The sequence below is a fragment of the Streptomyces sp. 1222.5 genome, assembly GCF_900105245.1.
GTDB classification, from domain to species: Bacteria; Actinomycetota; Actinomycetes; order Streptomycetales; family Streptomycetaceae; genus Streptomyces; species Streptomyces albidocamelliae.
In genome coordinates, this window is the sequence record NZ_FNSZ01000001.1 from 2,761,646 (window position 1) to 2,781,268 (window position 19,623).

General features: G+C 71.9%; 13 protein-coding genes. 4 read left to right on the top strand and 9 right to left on the bottom strand.

Annotation, left to right across the window (positions count from 1 at the left end; translation table 11 throughout):
* Positions 1–26 precede the first annotated feature (26 nt).
* The 4 genes from BLW57_RS12270 to BLW57_RS12285 all read right to left on the bottom strand — a co-directional run bounded on the left by BLW57_RS12270 (position 27) and on the right by BLW57_RS12285 (position 6,025).
* Positions 27–2,477, bottom strand: coding sequence for a [protein-PII] uridylyltransferase (locus tag BLW57_RS12270; protein WP_093474358.1), 2,451 nt, complete (start codon positions 2,475–2,477; stop codon positions 27–29).
* 45 nt (positions 2,478–2,522) lie between these two features.
* On the bottom strand, positions 2,523–2,861 hold the full coding sequence (locus tag BLW57_RS12275; protein ID WP_017947625.1) for a P-II family nitrogen regulator: 339 nt from the start codon (positions 2,859–2,861) through the stop codon (positions 2,523–2,525).
* Positions 2,858–4,201, bottom strand: coding sequence for an ammonium transporter (locus BLW57_RS12280; RefSeq protein ID WP_093474360.1), 1,344 nt, complete (start codon positions 4,199–4,201; stop codon positions 2,858–2,860). Before BLW57_RS12280 ends, BLW57_RS12275 begins: the two co-directional genes overlap by 4 nt.
* A gap of 345 nt (positions 4,202–4,546) precedes the next feature.
* Positions 4,547–6,025, bottom strand: coding sequence for a transcriptional repressor NsdA (locus tag BLW57_RS12285; protein WP_093474361.1), 1,479 nt, complete (start codon positions 6,023–6,025; stop codon positions 4,547–4,549).
* Positions 6,026–6,482: 457 nt separating this feature from the next.
* Here BLW57_RS12285 and BLW57_RS12290 point away from each other — a divergent pair, with 457 nt between their 5' ends.
* A complete protein-coding gene (locus BLW57_RS12290) occupies positions 6,483–7,145 on the top strand; it encodes a bifunctional DNA primase/polymerase (protein ID WP_093474363.1) in 663 nt (220 codons plus the stop codon).
* 197 nt (positions 7,146–7,342) lie between these two features.
* On the opposite strand, the gene ftsY is transcribed toward BLW57_RS12290, so the two are convergent.
* Positions 7,343–8,554 (bottom strand): signal recognition particle-docking protein FtsY, encoded by a 1,212-nt coding sequence (ftsY, locus tag BLW57_RS12295; RefSeq protein ID WP_093474364.1) that lies wholly within the window; start codon positions 8,552–8,554, stop codon positions 7,343–7,345.
* Between the two features lie 170 nt (positions 8,555–8,724).
* Between ftsY and BLW57_RS12300 the strand changes: the two genes are divergently transcribed.
* Positions 8,725–10,176 carry a cytosine permease gene (locus BLW57_RS12300; protein WP_093474366.1) on the top strand — a complete coding sequence of 484 codons (1,452 nt, stop codon included), beginning with the start codon at positions 8,725–8,727 and terminating at the stop codon, positions 10,174–10,176.
* 133 nt (positions 10,177–10,309) lie between these two features.
* Positions 10,310–11,281, top strand: coding sequence for an LLM class flavin-dependent oxidoreductase (locus BLW57_RS12305; RefSeq protein WP_093474367.1), 972 nt, complete (start codon positions 10,310–10,312; stop codon positions 11,279–11,281).
* 606 nt (positions 11,282–11,887) lie between these two features.
* Here the strand turns inward: BLW57_RS12305 and BLW57_RS12310 are convergent.
* The 4 genes from BLW57_RS12310 to BLW57_RS12330 all read right to left on the bottom strand — a co-directional run bounded on the left by BLW57_RS12310 (position 11,888) and on the right by BLW57_RS12330 (position 18,258).
* On the bottom strand, positions 11,888–13,306 hold the full coding sequence (locus tag BLW57_RS12310; RefSeq protein ID WP_093474369.1) for a sugar porter family MFS transporter: 1,419 nt from the start codon (positions 13,304–13,306) through the stop codon (positions 11,888–11,890).
* Between the two features lie 229 nt (positions 13,307–13,535).
* The gene (smc, locus tag BLW57_RS12315) at positions 13,536–17,132 is read right to left on the bottom strand and encodes a chromosome segregation protein SMC (protein WP_093474370.1); all 3,597 of its coding nucleotides are present in this window, start codon (positions 17,130–17,132) and stop codon (positions 13,536–13,538) included.
* Positions 17,133–17,378: 246 nt separating this feature from the next.
* Positions 17,379–17,582, bottom strand: a complete 204-nt coding sequence (locus BLW57_RS12325) for a hypothetical protein (RefSeq protein ID WP_031167290.1) — start codon at positions 17,580–17,582, stop codon at positions 17,379–17,381.
* A 394-nt stretch (positions 17,583–17,976) separates the two neighbouring features.
* Positions 17,977–18,258, bottom strand: a complete 282-nt coding sequence (locus BLW57_RS12330) for an acylphosphatase (RefSeq protein ID WP_093474372.1) — start codon at positions 18,256–18,258, stop codon at positions 17,977–17,979.
* 179 nt (positions 18,259–18,437) lie between these two features.
* On the opposite strand from BLW57_RS12330, the gene BLW57_RS12335 reads away from it, so the two are divergent.
* Positions 18,438–19,589 carry a CAP domain-containing protein gene (locus tag BLW57_RS12335; RefSeq protein ID WP_093474373.1) on the top strand — a complete coding sequence of 384 codons (1,152 nt, stop codon included), beginning with the start codon at positions 18,438–18,440 and terminating at the stop codon, positions 19,587–19,589.
* The last annotated feature ends 34 nt before the right edge of the window (positions 19,590–19,623 follow it).

Consider the following 19,623-nt stretch of genomic DNA (forward strand, 5'->3'; position numbering starts at 1 on the left):
CCGGAGCCGGAGCCACCGGAGCAGGGTCACCCGCGCAGGGCCTCCTCCAGCACTCCGGCCGTGGCCGCGGCGTCCTGCGCGGGCAGCGGAGCACCCGTGCCGGACGTGACGTAGAAGGCGTCGACGGCGTTCGAGCCGAGCGTGCTGACGTGCATGCTGCGCACCCGCACCCCGGCCTTCTCCAGGGCTGAGCCGATCCGGTGCAGCAGTCCGGGGGCGTCCTGGGCGCGGACCTCGATCACGGTGGCGAGGTGGGAGGCCGCCGGGGCCACCGTCACCCTCGGTGGCGGGGCGCTCCAGCCGCGCCGGCGAGGGTAGGCGGCGTCCCGTTCGGCGAGGCGCCCGGCGATGTCCAGGGAGCCGTCCAGCGCACGGACCAGGTCGGCGCGCAGCCGGGCCGCCTGGGGCAGCGAGCCGTACTCGGCCGCCACCCGCCAGTTGAGCAGCAGCACCGAGCCGTCGTCGACGCCGTCCGGCAGGCTCAGGGTGCGCAGCTCCGCCGTGCGGACGGTGAGGCGGTGCACGGCGAGGACGCCGGCGACCCCGGGCAGCACCCCGGGCTGGTCGGGCACGGCGATGAGCAGTTCGACGCCGAGGGGTTCCGGCTCACCGGAGGGCTCCTCGCCGGTGACGGGTTCGGGCTGCGCGCGCAGGGCGAGGACCGGGCCGCCGGTGCGGTGGGCCTCGACGGCGAGGCGTTCCTGCTCGGCCGTGGGCGCGGCGGGCTCGGGTTCCTCCGCGGCGTCCCCGGCGAGGACGGCCGCGACGCGTCCGACCAGGTCGGCGACGAGCGAGCCGCGCCAGGACGACCAGGCGGCCGGTCCGGTCGCGAGCGCGTCGGCCTCCGTCAGGGCGTGCAGCAGTTCCAGGGTGCTCTGGGTACCGACCGCGTCGGCGACCGAGCGGAGGGTGGCCGGGTCGTCCAGGTCGCGCCGGGTGGCGGTCTCGATCAGCAGGAGGTGGTGGCGTACGAGGGTGGCGAGGACGCCCACGTCGGCGCGGTCGAAGCCGATCCGGGCGGCCACGTCCCTGGCGATGATCTCGCCCGCCAGCGAGTGGTCGCCGGGCCAGCCCTTGCCGATGTCGTGCAGCAGGGCGGCGACCAGGAGCAGGTCGGGGCGGCTGACCCGGCGGGTCAGCTCGGAGGCGCGGACCGCCGTCTCGATCAGGTGCCGGTCGACCGTCCAGACGTGGACGGCGTTGCGCTGCGGGCGGCAGCGGACCCGCTCCCAGTCCGGCAGGATGCGCGTGATCAGCCCTTCGGCCTCCAGTGCCTCCCAGACCTCGACCGTCGGACGGCCGGACCCCAGGAGGGTCACCAGCTGCTCGCGGGCCTCGGCGGGCCAGGGCGTGGGCAGGGGTCGTGCGGTGGCGGCCATGCGCCGTACGGCGTGCAGGGACAGCGGGAGCCCGGCCTGGGCCGCCGCGGCCGCGGCGCGCAAGGGCAGCACTGGGTCGCGCTCGGGCCGGGCGGCGCGGGCGAGCACCACCTCGCCGTCCTGCTCGACCACGCCCTCGGCGAGCGGGGAGCGCTCGGCGACCGGCTTGCCGCCGCCGAGCATGGCGCGCAGGCGCGGCCGGACGGCACGCGAGCGCAGGACGCGCCCCACCTCGCGCCAGGTGACGTCGCTGGCGTACGACACGATCCGCGCCGCCTCGTAGACCTGCCGCAGCAGCGTGTCGGCGTCCAGCAGGCTCAGCTCGGCCGCGACCTGGTCCTGCTCCTGGAGGGCGAGCCGGTCGGTGGCGCGGCCGGTGGCCAGGTGGAGGGCGTCGCGCACGTCGAGCAGCCGCCGACGGGCGTCCGCGAGCCCTTCGCGGGGCGCGTCGGCGAGCCAGGAGGCGGCCACGGCGCGCAGCGCGGTGGCGTCGCGGAGTCCGCCGCGGGCCTCCTTGAGGTCGGGCTCCAGCAGGTACTGCAGCTCGCCCTGGCGCTCGGCCCGCTCGGCGCAGAGCGCCTGGAGTTCGGGGAGGCGCTTGGGGGCCTGGTTCCGCCAGTCGGCGAGGACGGCGGTGCGCAGACCCGCGGTGAGCCCGAGGTCGCCCGCGAGATGGCGGGCGTCCAGCAGGCCCAGCTGGACCTTCAGGTCGTCCGCGGCCGTCTTCCGGGCCTCCGCCGGGGTGCGCACGGAGTGGTCCAGGGCGAGGCCGAGGTCCCAGACGGGGTACCAGAGGCGGTCGGCGAGGGCGGCGACCGCGACCGGGTCGGAGCCGTCGTGGAGCAGCAGCAGGTCGAGGTCGCTGCGCGGGGACAGCTCACCGCGCCCGTAGCCGCCCACGGCGACGAGGGAGGCGCCCCGGAAGCCGCCGGCCGCCGCCGTGAACAGGCCGCTGAGCCAGTCGTCGGTCAGTTCCGCGAGGGCGGCACGGCGCGGCGGCCCGGACCGCGCCCCCTCGGTGAGGAGGCGCAGCCGGGCCGCCGCGTAGCCGCCGGGTCCCGAGTCTTCCGCTTCTGTCCGCACATCCGTACCCGTCACCCGGCGACTCCCGTCCTTGTGCTGTGTCAGAGCCCTACCGCCGTGTCAGAGGGCGTCCGGGCCGCGCTCACCCGTGCGGACCCGTACGGCCGTGTCGACCGGCACGGACCAGACCTTGCCGTCACCGATCTTGCCGGTGCGGGCGGCCTTGACGACGACCTCGATCAGCTGGTCGGCGTCGTCGTCCTCGGCCAGCACCTCGATGCGGATCTTGGGGACCAGGTCGACGGTGTACTCGGCACCGCGGTAGACCTCGGTGTGGCCCCGCTGCCGACCGTAGCCGCTGGCCTCGGTGACCGTCAGCCCCTGGACGCCGAACGCCTGGAGGGCCTCCTTGATCTCGTCCAGCCGGTGGGGCTTGACCACGGCGGTGATGAGCTTCATGCGTCCACCTTCTTGTTCTGCGTGGCGGCGAGGGCCGAAACGGCTGCGGCGGAGCCGAGGACACCGCCGCCGGCGCCGCTGAAGTCGTACGCGGTCTCGGCGTGCTCGGCCTGGTCGATGCCGGAGACCTCCTCGTCCTCGGAGACCCGCATCCCGATGGTCCGGTCGAGCAGGAAGGCGAGGACGGCGGAGACGATCAGGGAGTAGGCGAGGACCGCGAAGACACCGGCGCACTGCTTCCACAGCTGGGTGAAGGAGTGGTCGCCGTAGAAGACACCGGTGGCGGCGGACTGACCCTTGCCGGTGGCGAAGAAGCCGATGAGCAGGGAGCCGATGATGCCGCCGACCATGTGGACGCCGACAACGTCGAGGGAGTCGTCGTAGCCGAACCGGAACTTCAGGCCGACGGCGGCGGCGCAGGCGACACCGGCGATGGCGCCGACGGCGATCGCGCCGAGCGGGGAGACCGCGCCGCCGGACGGGGTGATCGCGACCAGGCCGGCGACCGCGCCGGAGGCGGCGCCCAGCGTGGTGAACGCGCCGTGCCGGATCTTCTCGTAGGCGAGCCAGGCCAGCATGGCCGCGGCCGTCGCGACCTGCGTGTTCACGAACATCAGCGCGCCCACGCCGTCGTCGTTGCCGAGCCAGGAGCCCGCATTGAAGCCGAACCAGCCGAACCACAGCAGGCCCGCGCCGAGCATGACCAGCGGAAGGCTGTGCGGGCGCATCGGGTCCTTCTTGAAGCCGACGCGCTTGCCGATCACCAGAATCACTCCGAGCGCCGCGGCGCCCGCGTTGATGTGGACCGCCGTACCACCGGCGAAGTCGATCACACCGAGCTTGTAGGCCCAGCCGTCGGCGCCCCAGACCCAGTGGGCGACCGGGACGTAGACGATCGTGACCCACAGGGCGATGAACAGTGCCCACGCCGAGAACTTCACGCGGTCCGCGAGGGCACCGCTTATCAGGGCCGGCGTGATGATGGCGAACATCAGCTGGAAGACCATGAAAACGAAGATCGGGATGGTGTAGCCGTCCCACAGCTCCGTCAGCCCGATGTTGCTCAGGCCGAGCCAGTCGGAGTTCCACCCGATGAGGCCGTTGCTCGTGCCGAAGGCGAGGGAGAAGCCGTAGAGCACCCAGAGAATGGTGACGATGCCCATGCTGATGAAGCTCATCATCAGCATGTTGAGAGTGCTCTTGACGCGGACCATGCCTCCGTAGAAGAAGGCCAGGCCCGGTGTCATGAGCAGCACCAGGGCGGAACAGATGAGCATGAAGCCTGTGTTCGCGGAGGAAAGCTTGGGTGCCTCCGCGGCAAGCGTGATGGCTGGTGCCATCGGCGTCTCCTCGTCGGTTGGTACGGCCCCGTGCGGGCGGTGCCTGAGCGGTCCGGTCGGGGTGAGGGGTGGGCCGGTTATGCGCCATGAGACTGGCGCAGCGCGGTTTCGGTGGAGGCCCCTCGTTGTTTCGCCGGGGTGACGAAGACGCCGTGCGTGTTACGCGTCGGTGAAGTGCGGGAGACCCGGCCGCGCCATCGTTATCGTGACGCAACCTTCTCCGGCAGGCATGCGGGAGGAGACAGACCGGCCGCGGGCGGCCTCTCGATGACCTGGCATGGGGGAGCCGAGTCGGGCAGTTCGGGAGGACCGGCCGCGGCCGGGGCTCGGGGGATCCGGGGTGGGTCAGACCGCCTCGGCGGTCTCGGGCAGATCCACGGCGAGCTGGTCGCCGAGGTCGACGACGGCGGTGAGGTCGCCGTGGTCGCGCACGGCCGTGTCGACCGTCTTGCGGATGCGTGTGTTCACCCGCTCCGAGCGGACCTTCTTGGCGATCGCCATGGCCCGCGAGGCATAGTCCGTGCTGCGCTCGGGCTCCCGCTGGAGCAGGTGCACGGTCGCCATGCCGATCAGGTTGAGCGCGTACGACCGCTGGTGCTCGCTGTCCTTGGCGAACAGGTCCACCGCGCGCTGCATGAGCGGCTCGGCGAGGGACGCGTAGGTGGGGCTGCGGCCGGCGACATAGGCGAGGTCGCGGAAGGAGTGGGAGTTCTCGCCGTACAGCTCGGCCTCGGAGAAGAAGCGGATCCAGTCGGGGTCCGGCTCGTCCCACTCGTCGGCCTCGGCGAAGGTGTCCTCGGCCATGCGGACGGCGCGCTTGGTCTTGCCGGGCTGGCCCATGTTGGCGTAGGCGCGGGCCTCCATCGCATACAGCATCGACTGGGTGCGCGGACTGGCGCAGTCGCGGCTGCCGTACTGGGCGAGGTGGATGAGCTCCAGGGCGTCGTCGGGCCGGCCGAGGTGGATCATCTGGCGGCTCATGCTGGACAGGACGTACGAGCCGAGCGGCTTGTCGCCGGCCTCCTTGGCCGCGTGCAGGGCGAGGACGAAGTACTTCTGCGCGGTGGGCTGGAGACCCACGTCGTACGACATCCAGCCGGCGAGTTCGGCGAGTTCGGCGGCGACCTTGAAGAGCTTGCGGGTGGTGGCCTCGGGCTGGGGTTCCTGGAGGAGGTCGGTGACCTCGTGCAGCTGACCGACGACCGCCTTGCGGCGCAGGCCGCCACCGCACTGGGCGTCCCACTGGCGGAACATCCGCGTCGTGGACTCCAGCAGGTCCAGCTCGGGCTTGGACAGCCGGCCCGGCCTGCGGGCATCGAGGCCGCTCTCCGGCTCGGGCGGGGTCGCGGAACCCGGGGTGGGCACGAGCCAGCGCTGCATGGGCTCGATGAGCGAGGGGCCCGCGGACAGCGCCAGCGAGGTGCCGAGGAAGCCCCGGCGGGCCAGCATCAGGTCGCTGCGCGAGAACTCGCTGAGCAGGGCGACGGTCTGCGGGCCGGTCCACGGCAGATCGACGCCGGACGCGGAGGGTGACTGGCGGGCGGCACGCAGGCCGAGGTCCTCGATGGAGACCACGCAGCCGAAGCGCTCCGAGAACAGCTCCGAGAGGATCCGCGGGATCGGCTCGCGCGGATTCTCCCCGTCCAGCCAGCGCCGTACGCGCGAGGTGTCGGTGGAGATGTGGTTGGCACCCAACTGGCGTGCCCGGCGGTTCACTTGGCGGGCCAGCTCGCCCTTGGACCAGCCGCTGCGCACGAACCACGAGCCGAGCAGCTCATTGGGGCGCTTGTCAGCGTTCGCGCCGCTACCGCCGTTGCCGCCCACTGGAACGCCCCCATCCCTGAGACCACTTGTCGCCGAGTGCGCCAAGCCCTATCAGAATGCCGGTAAATACGGCTTCCCGTCCGCCGGTTCTCACCCTTCGAACGAGTTGACGACTCGCCTCCGGCATACCCACTGATGCATATGCCTCCTGGACTCGCACACTCACCGTAGTCCTACGATCACCGGCTCAGCCACGTGGATCCCTGAAACGCCACCATTCGCCACCCCTTCGAATGAACTCACGGTCGCCCAGGCGCGATTCACTTGACATAGGACGACTGGAAGTCGGCGGAGTGATGCACCCGGGGGCGCATGGTCACCGGCGCGCCACCCGAAGCGCTCCGATGCGCCGCCTTGGCCTCACGGGACCGAGGGCAGGCGGAGCCGTAGCGTTACGTTCCGCTTCCGTCTCGTTCCGTGTCGTAACCACCGGCGCGCAGGACCCGTTGGAGGGGGCATGGGCTTCACGATCGGCGGCATTCGCGAGATCCGTTCCGGCACACGTCGGCGCGGCCGTTCGTCGGAGTGCACCGCCGTCGCCGAGTTCACCGGGCTGTGGGGCTGGGACGCGGTCCCCGGCGCACGCGCCGCGGCGGGCGTCTGCTCGTGCGGGCGCACCGGCTGCCCGGCGCCCGGCGCGCATCCGCTGGACTTCGCCCCGCAAGTGCCGGCCGGGGCCACGCTGGACGAGGTGATCAAGACATGGTCCGAGTTCCCGGGCGCCGCGGTGATGCTGCCGGTCGGCCAGGCGTTCGACGTCATCGAGGTCTCCGAGGCCGCCGGGCGCCGCGCCCTGGTCCGCCTGGAACGCATGGGCCTACCCCTCGGCCCGGTGACCGCGACCCCCGACGGCCGCGCCCACTTCTTCGTGGCCCCCGGCGCCGCCGCCGGGCTCCCCCGGCTGCTGTACCGCATGGGCTGGGACGATCCTTCAGCGCTGGATTTGCGCGGTCTCGGCCCGGGCTCCCACATCACCGCGCCGCCCTCCGACCGCGGGGGCCTGGGCCCGGTGCGCTGGCTGCGGCCGCCCGCGCTGGACTCGGCGACCCGGCCGCCGGCGGCCCGGCTGCTGCTGGGCACCCTGGCGTACGTGGCGCACCGGTCGCGCACACGGGCGTAGCGCCCCGGACAGAGCGAAGCGCCCGTCCCCGACTGCACCTTGGGGGCGGGCGCTTCTTGCGGTGTCCGGGGCCGCGTCCGGAACCCGCGTCCCGGCCGTGTCCGGCCGGTCGTCCCCGGCGACCCGGAGGTGGCCCGGAGCGAACCGGGGCGCCCCAGAGCGACCCGGAGTGCTCCGCAGGCGATCGGCGGCCGGTGTCAGTCGCCGATCAGGGCGTCCACGAACGCCTCCGGCTCGAACGGCGCGAGGTCGTCCGCGCCCTCGCCGAGCCCGATCAGCTTGACCGGGACGCCCAGCTCGCGCTGGACGGCGACGACGATGCCGCCCTTGGCCGTACCGTCCAGCTTGGTCAGCACGATGCCGGTGATGTCCACGACCTCGGCGAAGACCCGCGCCTGCACCAGGCCGTTCTGGCCGGTGGTGGCGTCGAGGACCAGCAGCACCTCGTCCAGCGGCGCGTGCTTCTCCACGACGCGCTTGACCTTGCCCAGCTCGTCCATGAGACCGGTCTTGGTGTGCAGCCGGCCGGCGGTGTCGATGAGGACCACGTCGACCCCCATCTCCTTGCCCTCCTTCACCGCGTCGAAGGCGACGGAGGCGGGGTCGCCCGCCTCCGGCCCGCGCACGGTGTGGGCGCCGACGCGCTCGCCCCAGGTCTGGAGCTGGTCGGCGGCGGCGGCGCGGAAGGTGTCGGCGGCGCCGAGCACGACCGTGCGGCCGTCGGCCACGAGCACGCGGGCGAGCTTGCCGGTGGTGGTGGTCTTGCCGGTGCCGTTGACACCGACGACCATCACGATGCCCGGCTTGCGGTCCTCGGGCTCGGTCCTCACCGTGCGGTCGACGTCGGTGCCGACCAGCTTGAGCAGCTCCTCGCGGAGCAGGCCGCGCAGCTCCACCGGGGTGCGGGTGCCGAGCACCTTCACCCGCTCGCGCAGGCTGTCGACCAGTTCCTGGGTGGGCTGCACACCGACGTCGGCGGTGAGCAGGGTGTCCTCGATCTCCTCCCAGGTGTCGTCGTCCAGGTGCTCGCGCGAGAGCAGCGTGAGCAGACCCTTGCCGAGGGCGGTCTGGGAACGGGACAGGCGGGCGCGCAGCCGGACCAGCCGACCGGCGGTGGGCTCCGGGATCTCGAGCTGCGGGACCTCGAGTTCGGGGCCGGCGGGAGGCTCCTCTACGACGACCGGTGCGGGGCCGCCGGGGAGATCCACCTCCTCGATCGTCCGGCGCGGTTCGTCGCGCGGCGTCTCGGCCTCGTCGCCGACGTGCGGCTCGGCCGGGGGCGCGGTGATGTCGGGCGTCTTCGGGGGCGGCGGTGGCAGCGGCTTCCGGCGCCGGCTGCCCACGATCAGCCCGCCGAGCGCGCCGAGCACGACCACGGCGATGACTACAGCAAGGATGATGGTTTCCATAACCCGTCCAGTATCAGCCATGGGTAACCGCAGGCCCTCGTTTGTGGCTTCCTCCGAGAGACAAACGCCACGTATGGCGAGGAGTGGGATCAAAGTACGATGGTGGCGGCGCTGTTGACGCGCGTAGAGTCCCCTCGTCCCTGTCCCCCCACGTCTGGGCACCCTCTTTCATGAGCAAAACAGTCGAGACCGAAGGCGCTCTCGAGACCCGAGGCATCGAACAGGTCCCCGACCACGAGCGCACCGCGAAGACCCGTGAGCTGTTCCCCACCTGGGTCGGTGCGAACATCAGCGTGCTGCTGCTGACGATGGGCGCGAGCCTCGTCGTCGCGTACCACCTGAACATCTGGCAGGCCCTCGTCGTCGCGGTGTCCGCGCCGATCGTGTCGTACGGCCTGGTCGGGCTGATCGGCATCGCGGGCAAGCGGGGCGGAGCGCCCGGCATGGCGCTCTCGCGCGCCGTCTTCGGACAGCGCGGCAACCTGCTGCCGGGTTCGCTGATCTGGGTGGCCCGCTGGGGCTGGGAGACGATCAACGCGGTGACCGGCGCCTACGCGATGCTCACCATCCTGGACATCCTGTTCGGCATCCGGGCGAACAGCGTGCTGGACATGGTCACGCTGCTGGTGTTCGTCGTCGCGACCTTCGCGATCTCGGGGCTCGGCATCAACGCCGTGCAGAAGTGCAACAAGTACGCCACCTATCTGTTCGGCGTGTTCTCGGTGCTCGTCCTCGGCTACCTGGTGGCGAACACCGACTGGTCGAAGGTCATGGACCACAGCGCCGGCTCGACGGCCGCGGTGATCACCGGCATCGGCATGATCGCCGCCGGCGGTGTCAGCTGGATCCCGTCCGCGCCGGACTTCACCCGCTACCTGCCGCGCACGGCCTCGTCGAAGGCGATCGTGGGCACGGCGGTGGGCGGCGCGGGTGTCGTCGTCCTGCCGATGGTGCTGATGGGCGCGGTCATGGCGGTGTCCACGCCGGATCTGGCGTCGGCGAGCGACCCGGTGTCCTTCCTCGGCGAGATCCTGCCGACGTGGATCGCGGTGCCGTACCTGTGCATCGCGCTGATCGGCATGCTGCTGATCAACTCGATGTCGATGTACTCGGCCGGGTTCACCGCGCAGACCCTCGGCTTCAAGGTGCCGCGCCACTGGGCGGTCTCGGTCAACGCCGTGATCTCGCTGATCTTCGGCGGGGTGCTGATGCTGGTGGCGACGAGCTTCATGGGCTCGTTCATCGCCTTCCTGTCCCTGCTGGCGGTCGCCTTCTCCGCCTGGGTGGGCGTCTTCGGCGCGGACATGCTGCGCCGCACGGAGTACGACGCCCGCGCGATGGCCGACACCACCCGCACCAGCGCCTACTGGTACCGGGGCGGCTTCTCCCCCGCGGCCGTGGCCGCGTGGGCGATCGGCCTGGTCTCGGGTCTGATGTTCACCACCTCGGACTGGTTCACCGGCCCGCTCGCGAAGAACAACGTCATCGGCGAGTACGGCCTCGGCTGGGTCGCCACGATCGTGATCTCGGGCCTGCTGTACCTCGCCCTGCCGAAGCCGGCCGTGACCACCCCGGCACGGACCGAGGAGCCGGCCGAGGAGCCCGTGACCGCGGGCGTCTGACCGGGGCCGGCCGGAGCGGCCGCCCTGTGCCCGCGCGGGTCGTCCACGAGTCCGCCTTCCTCGTCATAGCAATCTGACGCTTCGTCAGCTACCGTCCCCCTCCACCGCTCTTCGCACCGGAGGGGGACTTCGCATGCCCGTCACGGTCGTACGTTTCAATCTCGTCGAGCCCGGCGCCACGCCCGCCTCCCTCGCCGCCCGGTACCGGACCGCCCTGGAGATGGCCGCGTACGCGGACGAGCACGGGATCACCACCGTGCAGACCGAGGAGCACCACGGCGCGGGCAACAACTGGCTGCCGTCGCCGTTCACCTTCGCTGGCGCGGTGTTCGGGGCCACCCGCCGGATCGCGGTGACGGTGTCGGCGGTGATCGGCCCGCTGCACGACCCGCTGCGGCTGGCCGAGGACATCGCCGTACTGGACCTGCTCAGCGGCGGCCGCCTGGTGACCGTGGCCGGGATCGGCTACCGGCCCGAGGAGTACGAGCTGTTCGGCGTCGACTGGAAACGGCGCGGCCGGCTCCAGGACGAGCTGCTGGAGACGCTGCTGAAGGCGTGGTCGGGCGCGGAGTTCGCGTACCGGGGCCGCCGGGTGCGGGTCACTCCGCGTCCGTTCACCGATCCGCATCCGCTGCTGCTGGTCGGCGGCTCCTCCAGGGCTGCCGCCCGCCGGGCCGCCCGGCTGGGCCTGCCGTTCTTCCCGAGCGCGCACCTGCCGGAGCTGGAGGCGTACTACAAGGAGCAGCTCACCGCGTACGGCACCGAGGGCTGGACGATGATGCCGGCCGCCGAGACCCCTCTCCTCCACCTCGCCGAGGACCCGGACCGGACCTGGGCCGAGTACGGCGAGCACTTCCTGCACGAGGCCCGGACGTACGCCTCCTGGCAGTCGGACCAGATCCGCTCGGCGGTGAGGTCCGCGGCGACCTCGGTCGCGGAACTGCGCGCGGAGGGTGTGTACCGGATCCTCACCCCGCAGGAGTGCGTCGCCCAGCGGCTGGACAGCCTGGTCCTCCATCCGCTTGCGGGCGGCATGCCCCTGGAGGAGGGCTGGCGAAGCCTGCGTCTGCTCGCGGAGCGGGTGATCCCGGCGCTGGAGGGGTGAGGCGTGCGGGGCGGAGGCGGCCGCCGCGTCCCGGGTCCCGGCTCGGCTGCCGGCAGGGGGACCGGGCCGAAGCGGGCGAGAGGTACGGCCGGACGATCCGTGAAGCTCCGTGATCGGTGAAGCTTCGTGATCGGTGAAGCCTGGGTGATCGGTGGAGGAGAGGCTGCGGCCGTTCCGGAACAAGGCGGGTCCGGCGCACGGTGCGGGCGGACGACCGTGTGCGCGGCGCTCGCCGGCGCCCTGAACGGCTTGGGTGCGCTGGCGCCCGACCACGCCACGAAGACCCGGCCGGAGCGTCGCGGCTCCGCGTCCGTGGCGTTGGAGGCGCCGCCACCGGACCGGGCGCGGGCAGGGCAGGTGTCGCGGCCCCTTGCGGGCGGCCCGTGGGCGGCGGCACCGCTCTTCCGTTCGCGAGCAGGGGCTCGGGCGGTCGCGTCCCCGGTGGGAGCGTCGGCACGCGGGAGGCGGTCCGGGCGGCCCCGGCACGCGCCAGTGATGCGACACCGCCGCCCCCGATCCGGGCGGTGGCCGGGATCGGGGGCGGCGGACGGTACGAGGAGAGGGGCAGCGGGGACTTGGCCCTTCTCCCCGAGTACGGGGGGCCGGTCAGCCCATCTCCTCCAGCGCCTTGCCCTTCGTCTCCTTGACGAACTTGAGGACGAACGGGATGGAGAGCGCGGCGAAGATCGTGTAGATCACGTACGTGCCGGAGAGGTTCCAGTCGGCCAGCGACGGGAAGCTCGCGGTGATGGCCCAGTTGGCGATCCACTGCGCGGAGGCGGCGACGCCGAGGGCGGCGGCGCGGATCCGGTTCGGGAACATCTCGCCGAGGAAGACCCAGACCACCACGCCCCAGGACAGGGCGAAGAAGAGGACGAAGATGTGGGCGGCGATCAGGGCGACCCAGCCCTGCGTGGCCGGGAGCTTGCCGTCGACCAGGTTGTAGGAGAACGCCCAGGCCTCGAGGCCGAGACCGATGACCATGCCGACCGAGCCGATGAGGGCGAGCGGCTTGCGGCCGATGCGGTCCACGAAGATCATCGCGATCACGGTGCCGACGATGTTGATGATCGACGTCGTGAAGGAGTAGAAGAACGACTCCGTCGGGTCGACGCCGACCGACTGCCACAGCGTCGAGGAGTAGTAGAACGCGACGTTGATGCCGACGAACTGCTGGAAGACCGACAGGCCGATACCGACCCAGACGATCGGCTTGAAGAAGAAGGAGCCGCCGAGCAGGTCCTTGAAGGTCGACTTGTGCTCGCGCTTCATGGCGCGCTCGATCTCGGTGACGCGGGCGTCCAGGTCGATCTTGTCGCCCTCGACCTCCTTGAGCACCTCACGGGCGCGCTCGTTGCGGCCGACCTCGATCAGGAAGCGCGGCGACTCGGGGATCGCGAAGGAGAGCAGACCGTACAGGACCGCCGGGACCACCATGACGCCGAGCATGACCTGCCAGGCCTCGAGGCCCATCAGCTTGCCGCGCTGGTTGCCGCCCGCCGCGTTCAGGATGGCCCAGTTGACGAGCTGGGAGACGGCGATGCCGACCACGATCGCGGCCTGCTGGAAGGAACCGAGACGGCCGCGGTACGCGGGCGGGGCGACCTCGGCGATGTAGGCGGGGCCGATGACCGAGGCCATGCCGATGGCGAAGCCGCCGATGATGCGCCAGAAGGCGAGGTCCCACAGGGCGAACGGCAGCGCGGAGCCGACGGCGCTGATCGTGAAGAGGACCGCGGCGATCTGCATGCAGCGGATGCGGCCGATGCGGTCGGCTATGCGGCCGGCCGTGGCGGCGCCGATGGCACAGCCGATCAGGGCGATCGCGATGACCTGCGCGAGGGCCGCCGAGCCGACGTCGTAGCGGTCCCGGATGGCCTCGACGGCGCCGTTGATGACGGAGCTGTCGTAGCCGAACAGGAAACCGCCCATGGCGGCAGCCGCCGCGATGAAGATGACGTGCCCGAGATGTTCGGGATGAGCCGTGTTGGCTCCTGGCTGTGGTGCCTGCGCAGTGCTGGTCACGAAAGACTCCTCGGGCCGCGGCAACGCTGCCGGGGTGGGGTGATCCCTCTCTGGTATCCAGTGGGGCACAACTTCACACCACTGACACCTGAAGGTAAAAGCAACGCTGCAGAGACTATGCCTTCAAGTTTCGAAGTCAATAGTCGGGTTGCTGTGAGCTTCGAGACGCGCCCGAGGGTTTCGTGTTCAATTAGTGAACATAGGGTGAGTGGATCTTGAAAAGGGCGGCTCAGCGCAGCCGCTGGGAGATCACCTTGGACACGCCGTCGCCCTGCATCGAGACGCCGTAGAGCGCGTCGGCGACCTCCATCGTGCGTTTCTGGTGCGTGATCACGATGAGCTGCGAGGCCTCCTGCAGCTCCTGCATGATCCGGATCAGCCGCTGCAGGTTGGTGTCGTCGAGCGCGGCCTCGACCTCGTCCATGACGTAGAAGGGGCTGGGCCGGGCCTTGAAGATCGACACCAGCAGCGCCACGGCCGTCAGCGAGCGTTCACCACCCGAAAGCAGGGAGAGCCGCTTGACCTTCTTGCCCGGCGGGCGCGCCTCGACGTCCACGCCCGTGGTGAGCATGTTGTCGGGGTCGGTCAGGACGAGCCGTCCCTCGCCGCCCGGGAACAGCCGGCCGAAGACGCCCTCGAACTCGCGGGCCGTGTCCCGGTAGGCCTCCGTGAACACCTGCTCGACGCGCTCGTCGACCTCCTTCACCACCTGGAGCAGGTCGGCGCGGGTCTTCTTCAGGTCCTCCAGCTGCTCGCTGAGGAACTTGTGCCGCTCCTCCAGCGCCGCGAACTCCTCCAGCGCCAGCGGATTGACCTTGCCCAGCTGCTGGTACGCGCGCTCCGCGGCCTTCAGCCGCTTCTCCTGCTCGGCGCGTACGAAGGGCCGGGGCTGGTTGCGGGGGTGCTCGGGATCGTCGGGCAGCTGCTCGCCGTCGGCGGGGGGTGAGGGCGGCACGGGCTGGTCCGGCCCGTACTCCGACACCAGGCCGGCCGGTTCGACACCCAGTTCCTCCAGCGCCTTGGTCTCCAGCTGCTCCATGCGCAGCCGCTTCTCGGCGCCGAGGACCTCCCCGCGGTGCACCGAGTCCGTCAGTTTGTCGAGCTCGGACTTCAGTTCGCGGCCGGTCGTGCGGGCGACGGCCAGCTCCTGCTCCCGCCGCGCCTTGGCGGCCTCGGCCACGGCGCGTTCCCGCTCGGCACGGGCGAGCGACACCTCGACGTGCGCCAGCAGCTGCCGGGCGCCGGAGGCGACGGCCTCCGCCACGGCCGCCTCGTGCCGCAGCCGGGCCCGGCGCTGCTCGGCACGCGCGCGTGCCTCGCGTTCGGCGCGGGCGGCCCGGTCGAGCGAGTCGGCCCGGCCCGAGAGCCCCTTGACCCGCTCCTCGTGGGTACGGACCTGGAGACGGGCCTCCATCTCGGTCTGCCGGGCGTTGGCACCGTCGGCGGCGAGCCGGTCCCGCGCCGAGGTGTCCGGCTCGTCGTCGACCGGCATCTCCTCGGCCACGGCCAGCCGCTCGGCCAGTTCCTCGGCGTCCCGCACGGCCTTGTCCAGCGCCTCCTGCGCCCGCGCGGCCGCAGCCGCGGACCGCTCGGCCTCACCGGCCGCGCCACGCGCCTGTCCGGCGAGCCTGCCGAGCTGCTGGGCCACGGCCGACTTCTCCCGGTCGGCGGCCCGGCGCCGCTCCCCCACCTCGTCGACGAGGGCCGCCGCCCGCGTCCGCCGCTCGGCCGCCGCCTCCTGCTCCTCGGCCAGCGCCTCGCACCGCACCGCCAGCTCCGCGAGCTCGGCGGCGGCCTCGTCCACGGAGGCCTGCACCTCCAGCAGGCTGGGCGCGCCGGCCGAGCCGCCGTGCGCGAAGTGGGCGCCGAGCAGATCGCCCTCGGCGGTCACCGCGGTCAGCTCCGGGTGGGCGTAGACCAGCTCCTCGGCGTCCTCCAGAGTGGCGACGACGACGATGCCGCGCAGCAGACGGCGGACGGCGGGCAGCAGTTCGGCGGGGCCCCGCACGAGCTGCGCGGCGGGGGTCGCCGAGCCGGGCGGCCGGCCGGCCGCTCCGTCGTCGTGGCCGGCCGCGCCGTTCCCCGCGTCCCCGTGGGGCATCTCCGGGTCGCCCGCCAGCAGCAGGGCCGCCCGGCCGCCGTCCTGTTTGCGGAGCAGACGGATCGCGTCCGCCGCCGAGGCCGGGGTCGTCACGGCGACGGCGTCGGCCGCGGCGCCGAAGGCGGCGGCGAGGGCCACCTCGTGGCCGGGGGTCACGGTCAGCAGTTCGGCGGCCGGACCGAGGACGCCGGTGAGGCGATCGCGTGCGCCGAGCAGTATGCCGGTGCCGTCCTTGCGGCGCAGGCCCAGCGCCAGCGCCTCGTGGCGGGCCCGGGTCGCGGCGCGTTCTCGTTCCGCCGCGGTGGCCGCCTCCCGTGCCGCGCCGAGCGCCGCCTCGGCCTCGGCGAGCTGCCTCCTGGCCGCCTCGTGCCGCTCGGCGAGGTCCGCGTCGTCGGCGTCCAGGCCGTCGACCTCGGTCTGCAGGGCCTCGTACTCCTCCTGGGCCCGTACGGCCCGCTCCTGGGCCTCGTCCCGGGCCGTGGCCAGCCGGTCGATCTCGGCCTGGGCGGAGGCGGCGCGCGAGCGGGCCGCGTTGACCTGCCCGGACAGCCGGGCCAGTCCCTCACGGCGGTCGGCGATGGCGCGGGCCGCGTCCTTGAGCCGGCGCTCCTCGACGGCCAGCTCCCGTTCCAGTTCGGCGCGGTGGGCGACCGTGTCGTCCAGGGCGTGCTGGGCCGCCTCAAGGGCGGCTTCCAGTTCCGCCTCCTGCTCGCGGACGCGGGCGGCCTCGCGCTCCAGGTCCTCGGGGTCGCGGCCGCGCCGCTCCTCGGGGGGCGCGGAGGTGGCGCTCTTCACCCGGGCGTCGGCCAGGGAGACGGTGCCGCGGACCCGTTCGGCCAGCTGGGACAGCTCGTACCAGGTCTGCTGGCCGCGCTGGAGCCGGGGCGTGAGCTGCCGTACCTCGTCCTCGAGCAGGGACTCGCGGTGCACAGCCTTCCTCAGCTCGTGTTCGGCGCTCTCCTTGCGCTCCTTCAGGGCGGCCTCGTCGGCGATCTCGGCCTTGAGCGCTCGGCGCAGCCGTACGAGGTCGTCGGCGAGCAGGCGCAGCCGGGCGTCGCGGAGGTCCGCCTGGATGACGGCGGCCCTTCTCGCCACCGCCGCCTGACGTCCGAGGGGTTTGAGCTGACGGCGCAGTTCGTCCGTGAGGTCCTGCACGCGCGCGAGGTTGGCCTGCATCGCGTCGAGCTTCCGGAGCGCCTTCTCCTTGCGCTTGCGGTGCTTGAGGACGCCGGCGGCCTCCTCGATGAAGGCGCGGCGGCCCATGGGGTCGGCGTGCAGCACGGAGTCGAGCTGGCCCTGGCCGACGATGACGTGCATCTCGCGGCCGATGCCGGAGTCGGAGAGGAGTTCCTGGATGTCGAGCAGCCGGCAGGTGTCACCGTTGATCTGGTACTCGCTGCCGCCGTTGCGGAACATGATCCGCGTGATGGTGACCTCGGCGTACTCGATGGGCAGCGCCCCGTCGGAGTTGTCGATGGTCAGGGACACCTCGGCGCGACCCAGCGGCGGGCGGCCGGTGGTGCCGGCGAAGATGACGTCCTCCATCTTGCCGCCGCGCAGGGACTTGGCGCCCTGTTCGCCCATGACCCAGCTGAGCGCGTCCACGACGTTGGACTTGCCCGAGCCGTTCGGGCCGACGACACACGTGATCCCCGGCTCGAACCGGAGGGTGGTCGCCGAGGCGAACGACTTGAACCCGCGGAGGGTCAGGGCCTTGAGGTGCACGCCGCCGGACTCTACCGGGCGCCGCTATCTCACTCCATGAACCCTCGCAACCGCGCGGTTTCGCCCATGAACATGCAGGGCAGACCGTACGTTAAAGAAGGTGAAAGGATGCGCGGGGGAAAGAAAGAAGGGACGCCGAAGCGTCCCTTGCAACTCTGACGGCCGGGTTGCGGTCGTCGGATCAACTGAGCGGTTGATACGGGCAGCCCGATCTTCTGCGACTGCTGTCGTGGAGCGATGCAGTGATCAGGTGAGCGCAGGCTCCGCCTGGTGTGCGTCGATGCTCTCCATGATCCTGTCCTGAGAGGCGGCAGCCGACAGCGCTTCGTTCTCCGCCTGGATCCGTACGAGCTCGGACTCCAGGTCCTGAACGCGCTGCTGCAGCCGTCGCATCTCGGCGAGGAGTCGAGGGTCGGAGCCGCCGACGTAACCGAGAAGCGCCTTTGCCATGATGGATGGTCCTCCACACTGAGTGACCGACCGATGCGGTGTGGGTCGTGAGGGAATCGCACCCGCGGTGCTTGGCACATCGTGGTGTTGCTCTGCTGTTGCTTCATGCCAAACAGCTAAGGTGCGCGGGGCTTTCAGCGTCTCACCAAAAAGTTTGACGGTCAACACGATCACACCCTGTATTGGCGGGCTGACCGGGGCGCGCGGCCGGGAAAACGGCGGCGCTGCGTCTCTTCCGGTGCCCTCAGGGCGTGGTGACCAGCCGACGATCAGCTGTACCAGCGGAGCCTGCCACGCCACGTCGCATCTGGCAACCACCAGGTCGTTTCTGCTCCGCGCATGTGCCGTTGGCAGCTCACCCCGCCTCGGCCTGCGGGTCTGTACAGAAATCGGCTCAGCGGATGGCGAAGCCGTCGTAGCCGCCGCGGGGTGTGTCCCAGATCTCGGTGACTCCTTCTACGCGTCCGGGCGTGTCGTCACCCTGGAGCCAGGCGAGCAGACCCTCGCAGCCGTTCCTCGATCCCTCGGCGACCACCTGGACCCGGCCGTCGGCCAAATTGAGAGCAAAACCACTCAGGCCGCCGATCTCCAGTGCCTTGGCGCGCGTGAACCAGCGGAAACCCACACCCTGCACGCGTCCGCGAACCCAGGCGACCAGTCGTACATCCTCGCTCATGGGTGCAACCTAACCGGCCGATGTCGCTCGGCACACGTCGCGCCCCAACGGCATGCGGTAGCGTCCGCACCCACTACATCTCATATGAAACTCACTCGATCGAGTGGGTTTGGTCGGCCAGGGGGTCACTCGGCACGCCGGCACCGGTCGACCGCGGGCACGAGGAAGAGGGCAAGGACATGGGACGCCACCGACGCTCAGCCGCCGGCCGCGCATCCGAGGGCCGCGCCCCGGGAGCCGCGTACACGCACTCCGCCCCGGGGGGCGACGATCCCCGGCACGCGTCCGCGGGCGGACGGGTGCCGATGGGCATTGCTCCCTATCTCAACCCGGAGGCCTACGCCGAGACGAACGCCCGGGCTCACGCCTACCTGTTCTCGGCCGACGGCAACGGCCACGGCCCGGCCGGATCCGCCCCCGCGGGCGGCGGGTTCACCCCCGCCGGTGTCCCCGCGCCGGGTCACCGGCACCGGAAGAAGGCCGCGCGGCCGGTGCGCACCGGGCTGCTCGGGGTGTCCGCGGCCGTCGCCCTCGGCACGGTCGCCGTGGCCACCGGAGTGGTGCCGGGTCTGCAGGACTACCGGCTCGGCGGCGGTACGCACACCACGGGCGGTGACCGAATACAGGCGGCCGACTCCCCCAGCAACACCGCCAGCGAGCAGGGGGGCACCTCGGGCAGCGCCGACAGCCCCGACGGCCCGGCCGCGGGCGGGAACAACGGGCGATCGCAGCCCGGCACCCCCGCCGCCCCCGCTTCCTCGTCCCCCTCTTCCTCCCCTTCCTCCCCTTCGTCTCCTTCTCCGTCGTCGCCCTCCGCCTCGAAGCCGGCGCGCGAGACCTCCCCGTCGCGCACGACTCCCGGAAAGCCCGCACCGTCGAGGCCGAAGACCACCCCGTCGCGTACGGCGACCAAGGCGCCCAGTGCCTCCACCGCCCCGGGCCCGGTGTCGACGGAGGCCGCCGCCGAGGCGGAGGTGCTGAAGCTGGTCAACGAGGAGCGGGCGAAGGTCGGGTGCAGCGCCCTGGCGGCGAACTCCTCGCTGGCGCGACTGGCCGGCGCCTTCAGTGACGACATGGCCGCGCGGGACTTCTTCGACCACACCGACCCGGACGGCGCCACCCCGTGGGACCGGGCCGCGAAGGCGGGCATCACCGACCTCGGCGGCGAGAACATAGCCCGCGGCCAGGCGTCGGCGGCGGCCGTGATGGAGGCCTGGATGAACAGCCCGGGCCACCGCGCCAACATCCTGAACTGCGACTACAAGACCCTCGGCGTCGGCGTCCACGTGGGCCAGGGCGGCCCCTGGTGGACGCAGGACTTCGGCTACTGAGATTCTCGCAGGTCAGCGCTCTATGAGGTCTCCT

Excerpts from the sequence above, each read along its gene's own strand:
- BLW57_RS12275 (WP_017947625.1), bottom strand. The coding sequence starts at position 2,861 with ATGAAGCTCATCACCGCCGTGGTCAAGCCCCACCGGCTGGACGAGATC.
- BLW57_RS12280 (WP_093474360.1), bottom strand. The coding sequence starts at position 4,201 with ATGGCACCAGCCATCACGCTTGCCGCGGAGGCACCCAAGCTTTCCTCC.
- BLW57_RS12290 (WP_093474363.1), top strand. The coding sequence starts at position 6,483 with ATGGGCTTCACGATCGGCGGCATTCGCGAGATCCGTTCCGGCACACGT.
- ftsY (WP_093474364.1), bottom strand. The coding sequence starts at position 8,554 with ATGGAAACCATCATCCTTGCTGTAGTCATCGCCGTGGTCGTGCTCGGC.
- BLW57_RS12300 (WP_093474366.1), top strand. The coding sequence starts at position 8,725 with ATGAGCAAAACAGTCGAGACCGAAGGCGCTCTCGAGACCCGAGGCATC.
- BLW57_RS12305 (WP_093474367.1), top strand. The coding sequence starts at position 10,310 with ATGCCCGTCACGGTCGTACGTTTCAATCTCGTCGAGCCCGGCGCCACG.
- BLW57_RS12325 (WP_031167290.1), bottom strand. The coding sequence starts at position 17,582 with ATGGCAAAGGCGCTTCTCGGTTACGTCGGCGGCTCCGACCCTCGACTC.
- BLW57_RS12330 (WP_093474372.1), bottom strand. The coding sequence starts at position 18,258 with ATGAGCGAGGATGTACGACTGGTCGCCTGGGTTCGCGGACGCGTGCAG.
- BLW57_RS12335 (WP_093474373.1), top strand. The coding sequence starts at position 18,438 with ATGGGACGCCACCGACGCTCAGCCGCCGGCCGCGCATCCGAGGGCCGC.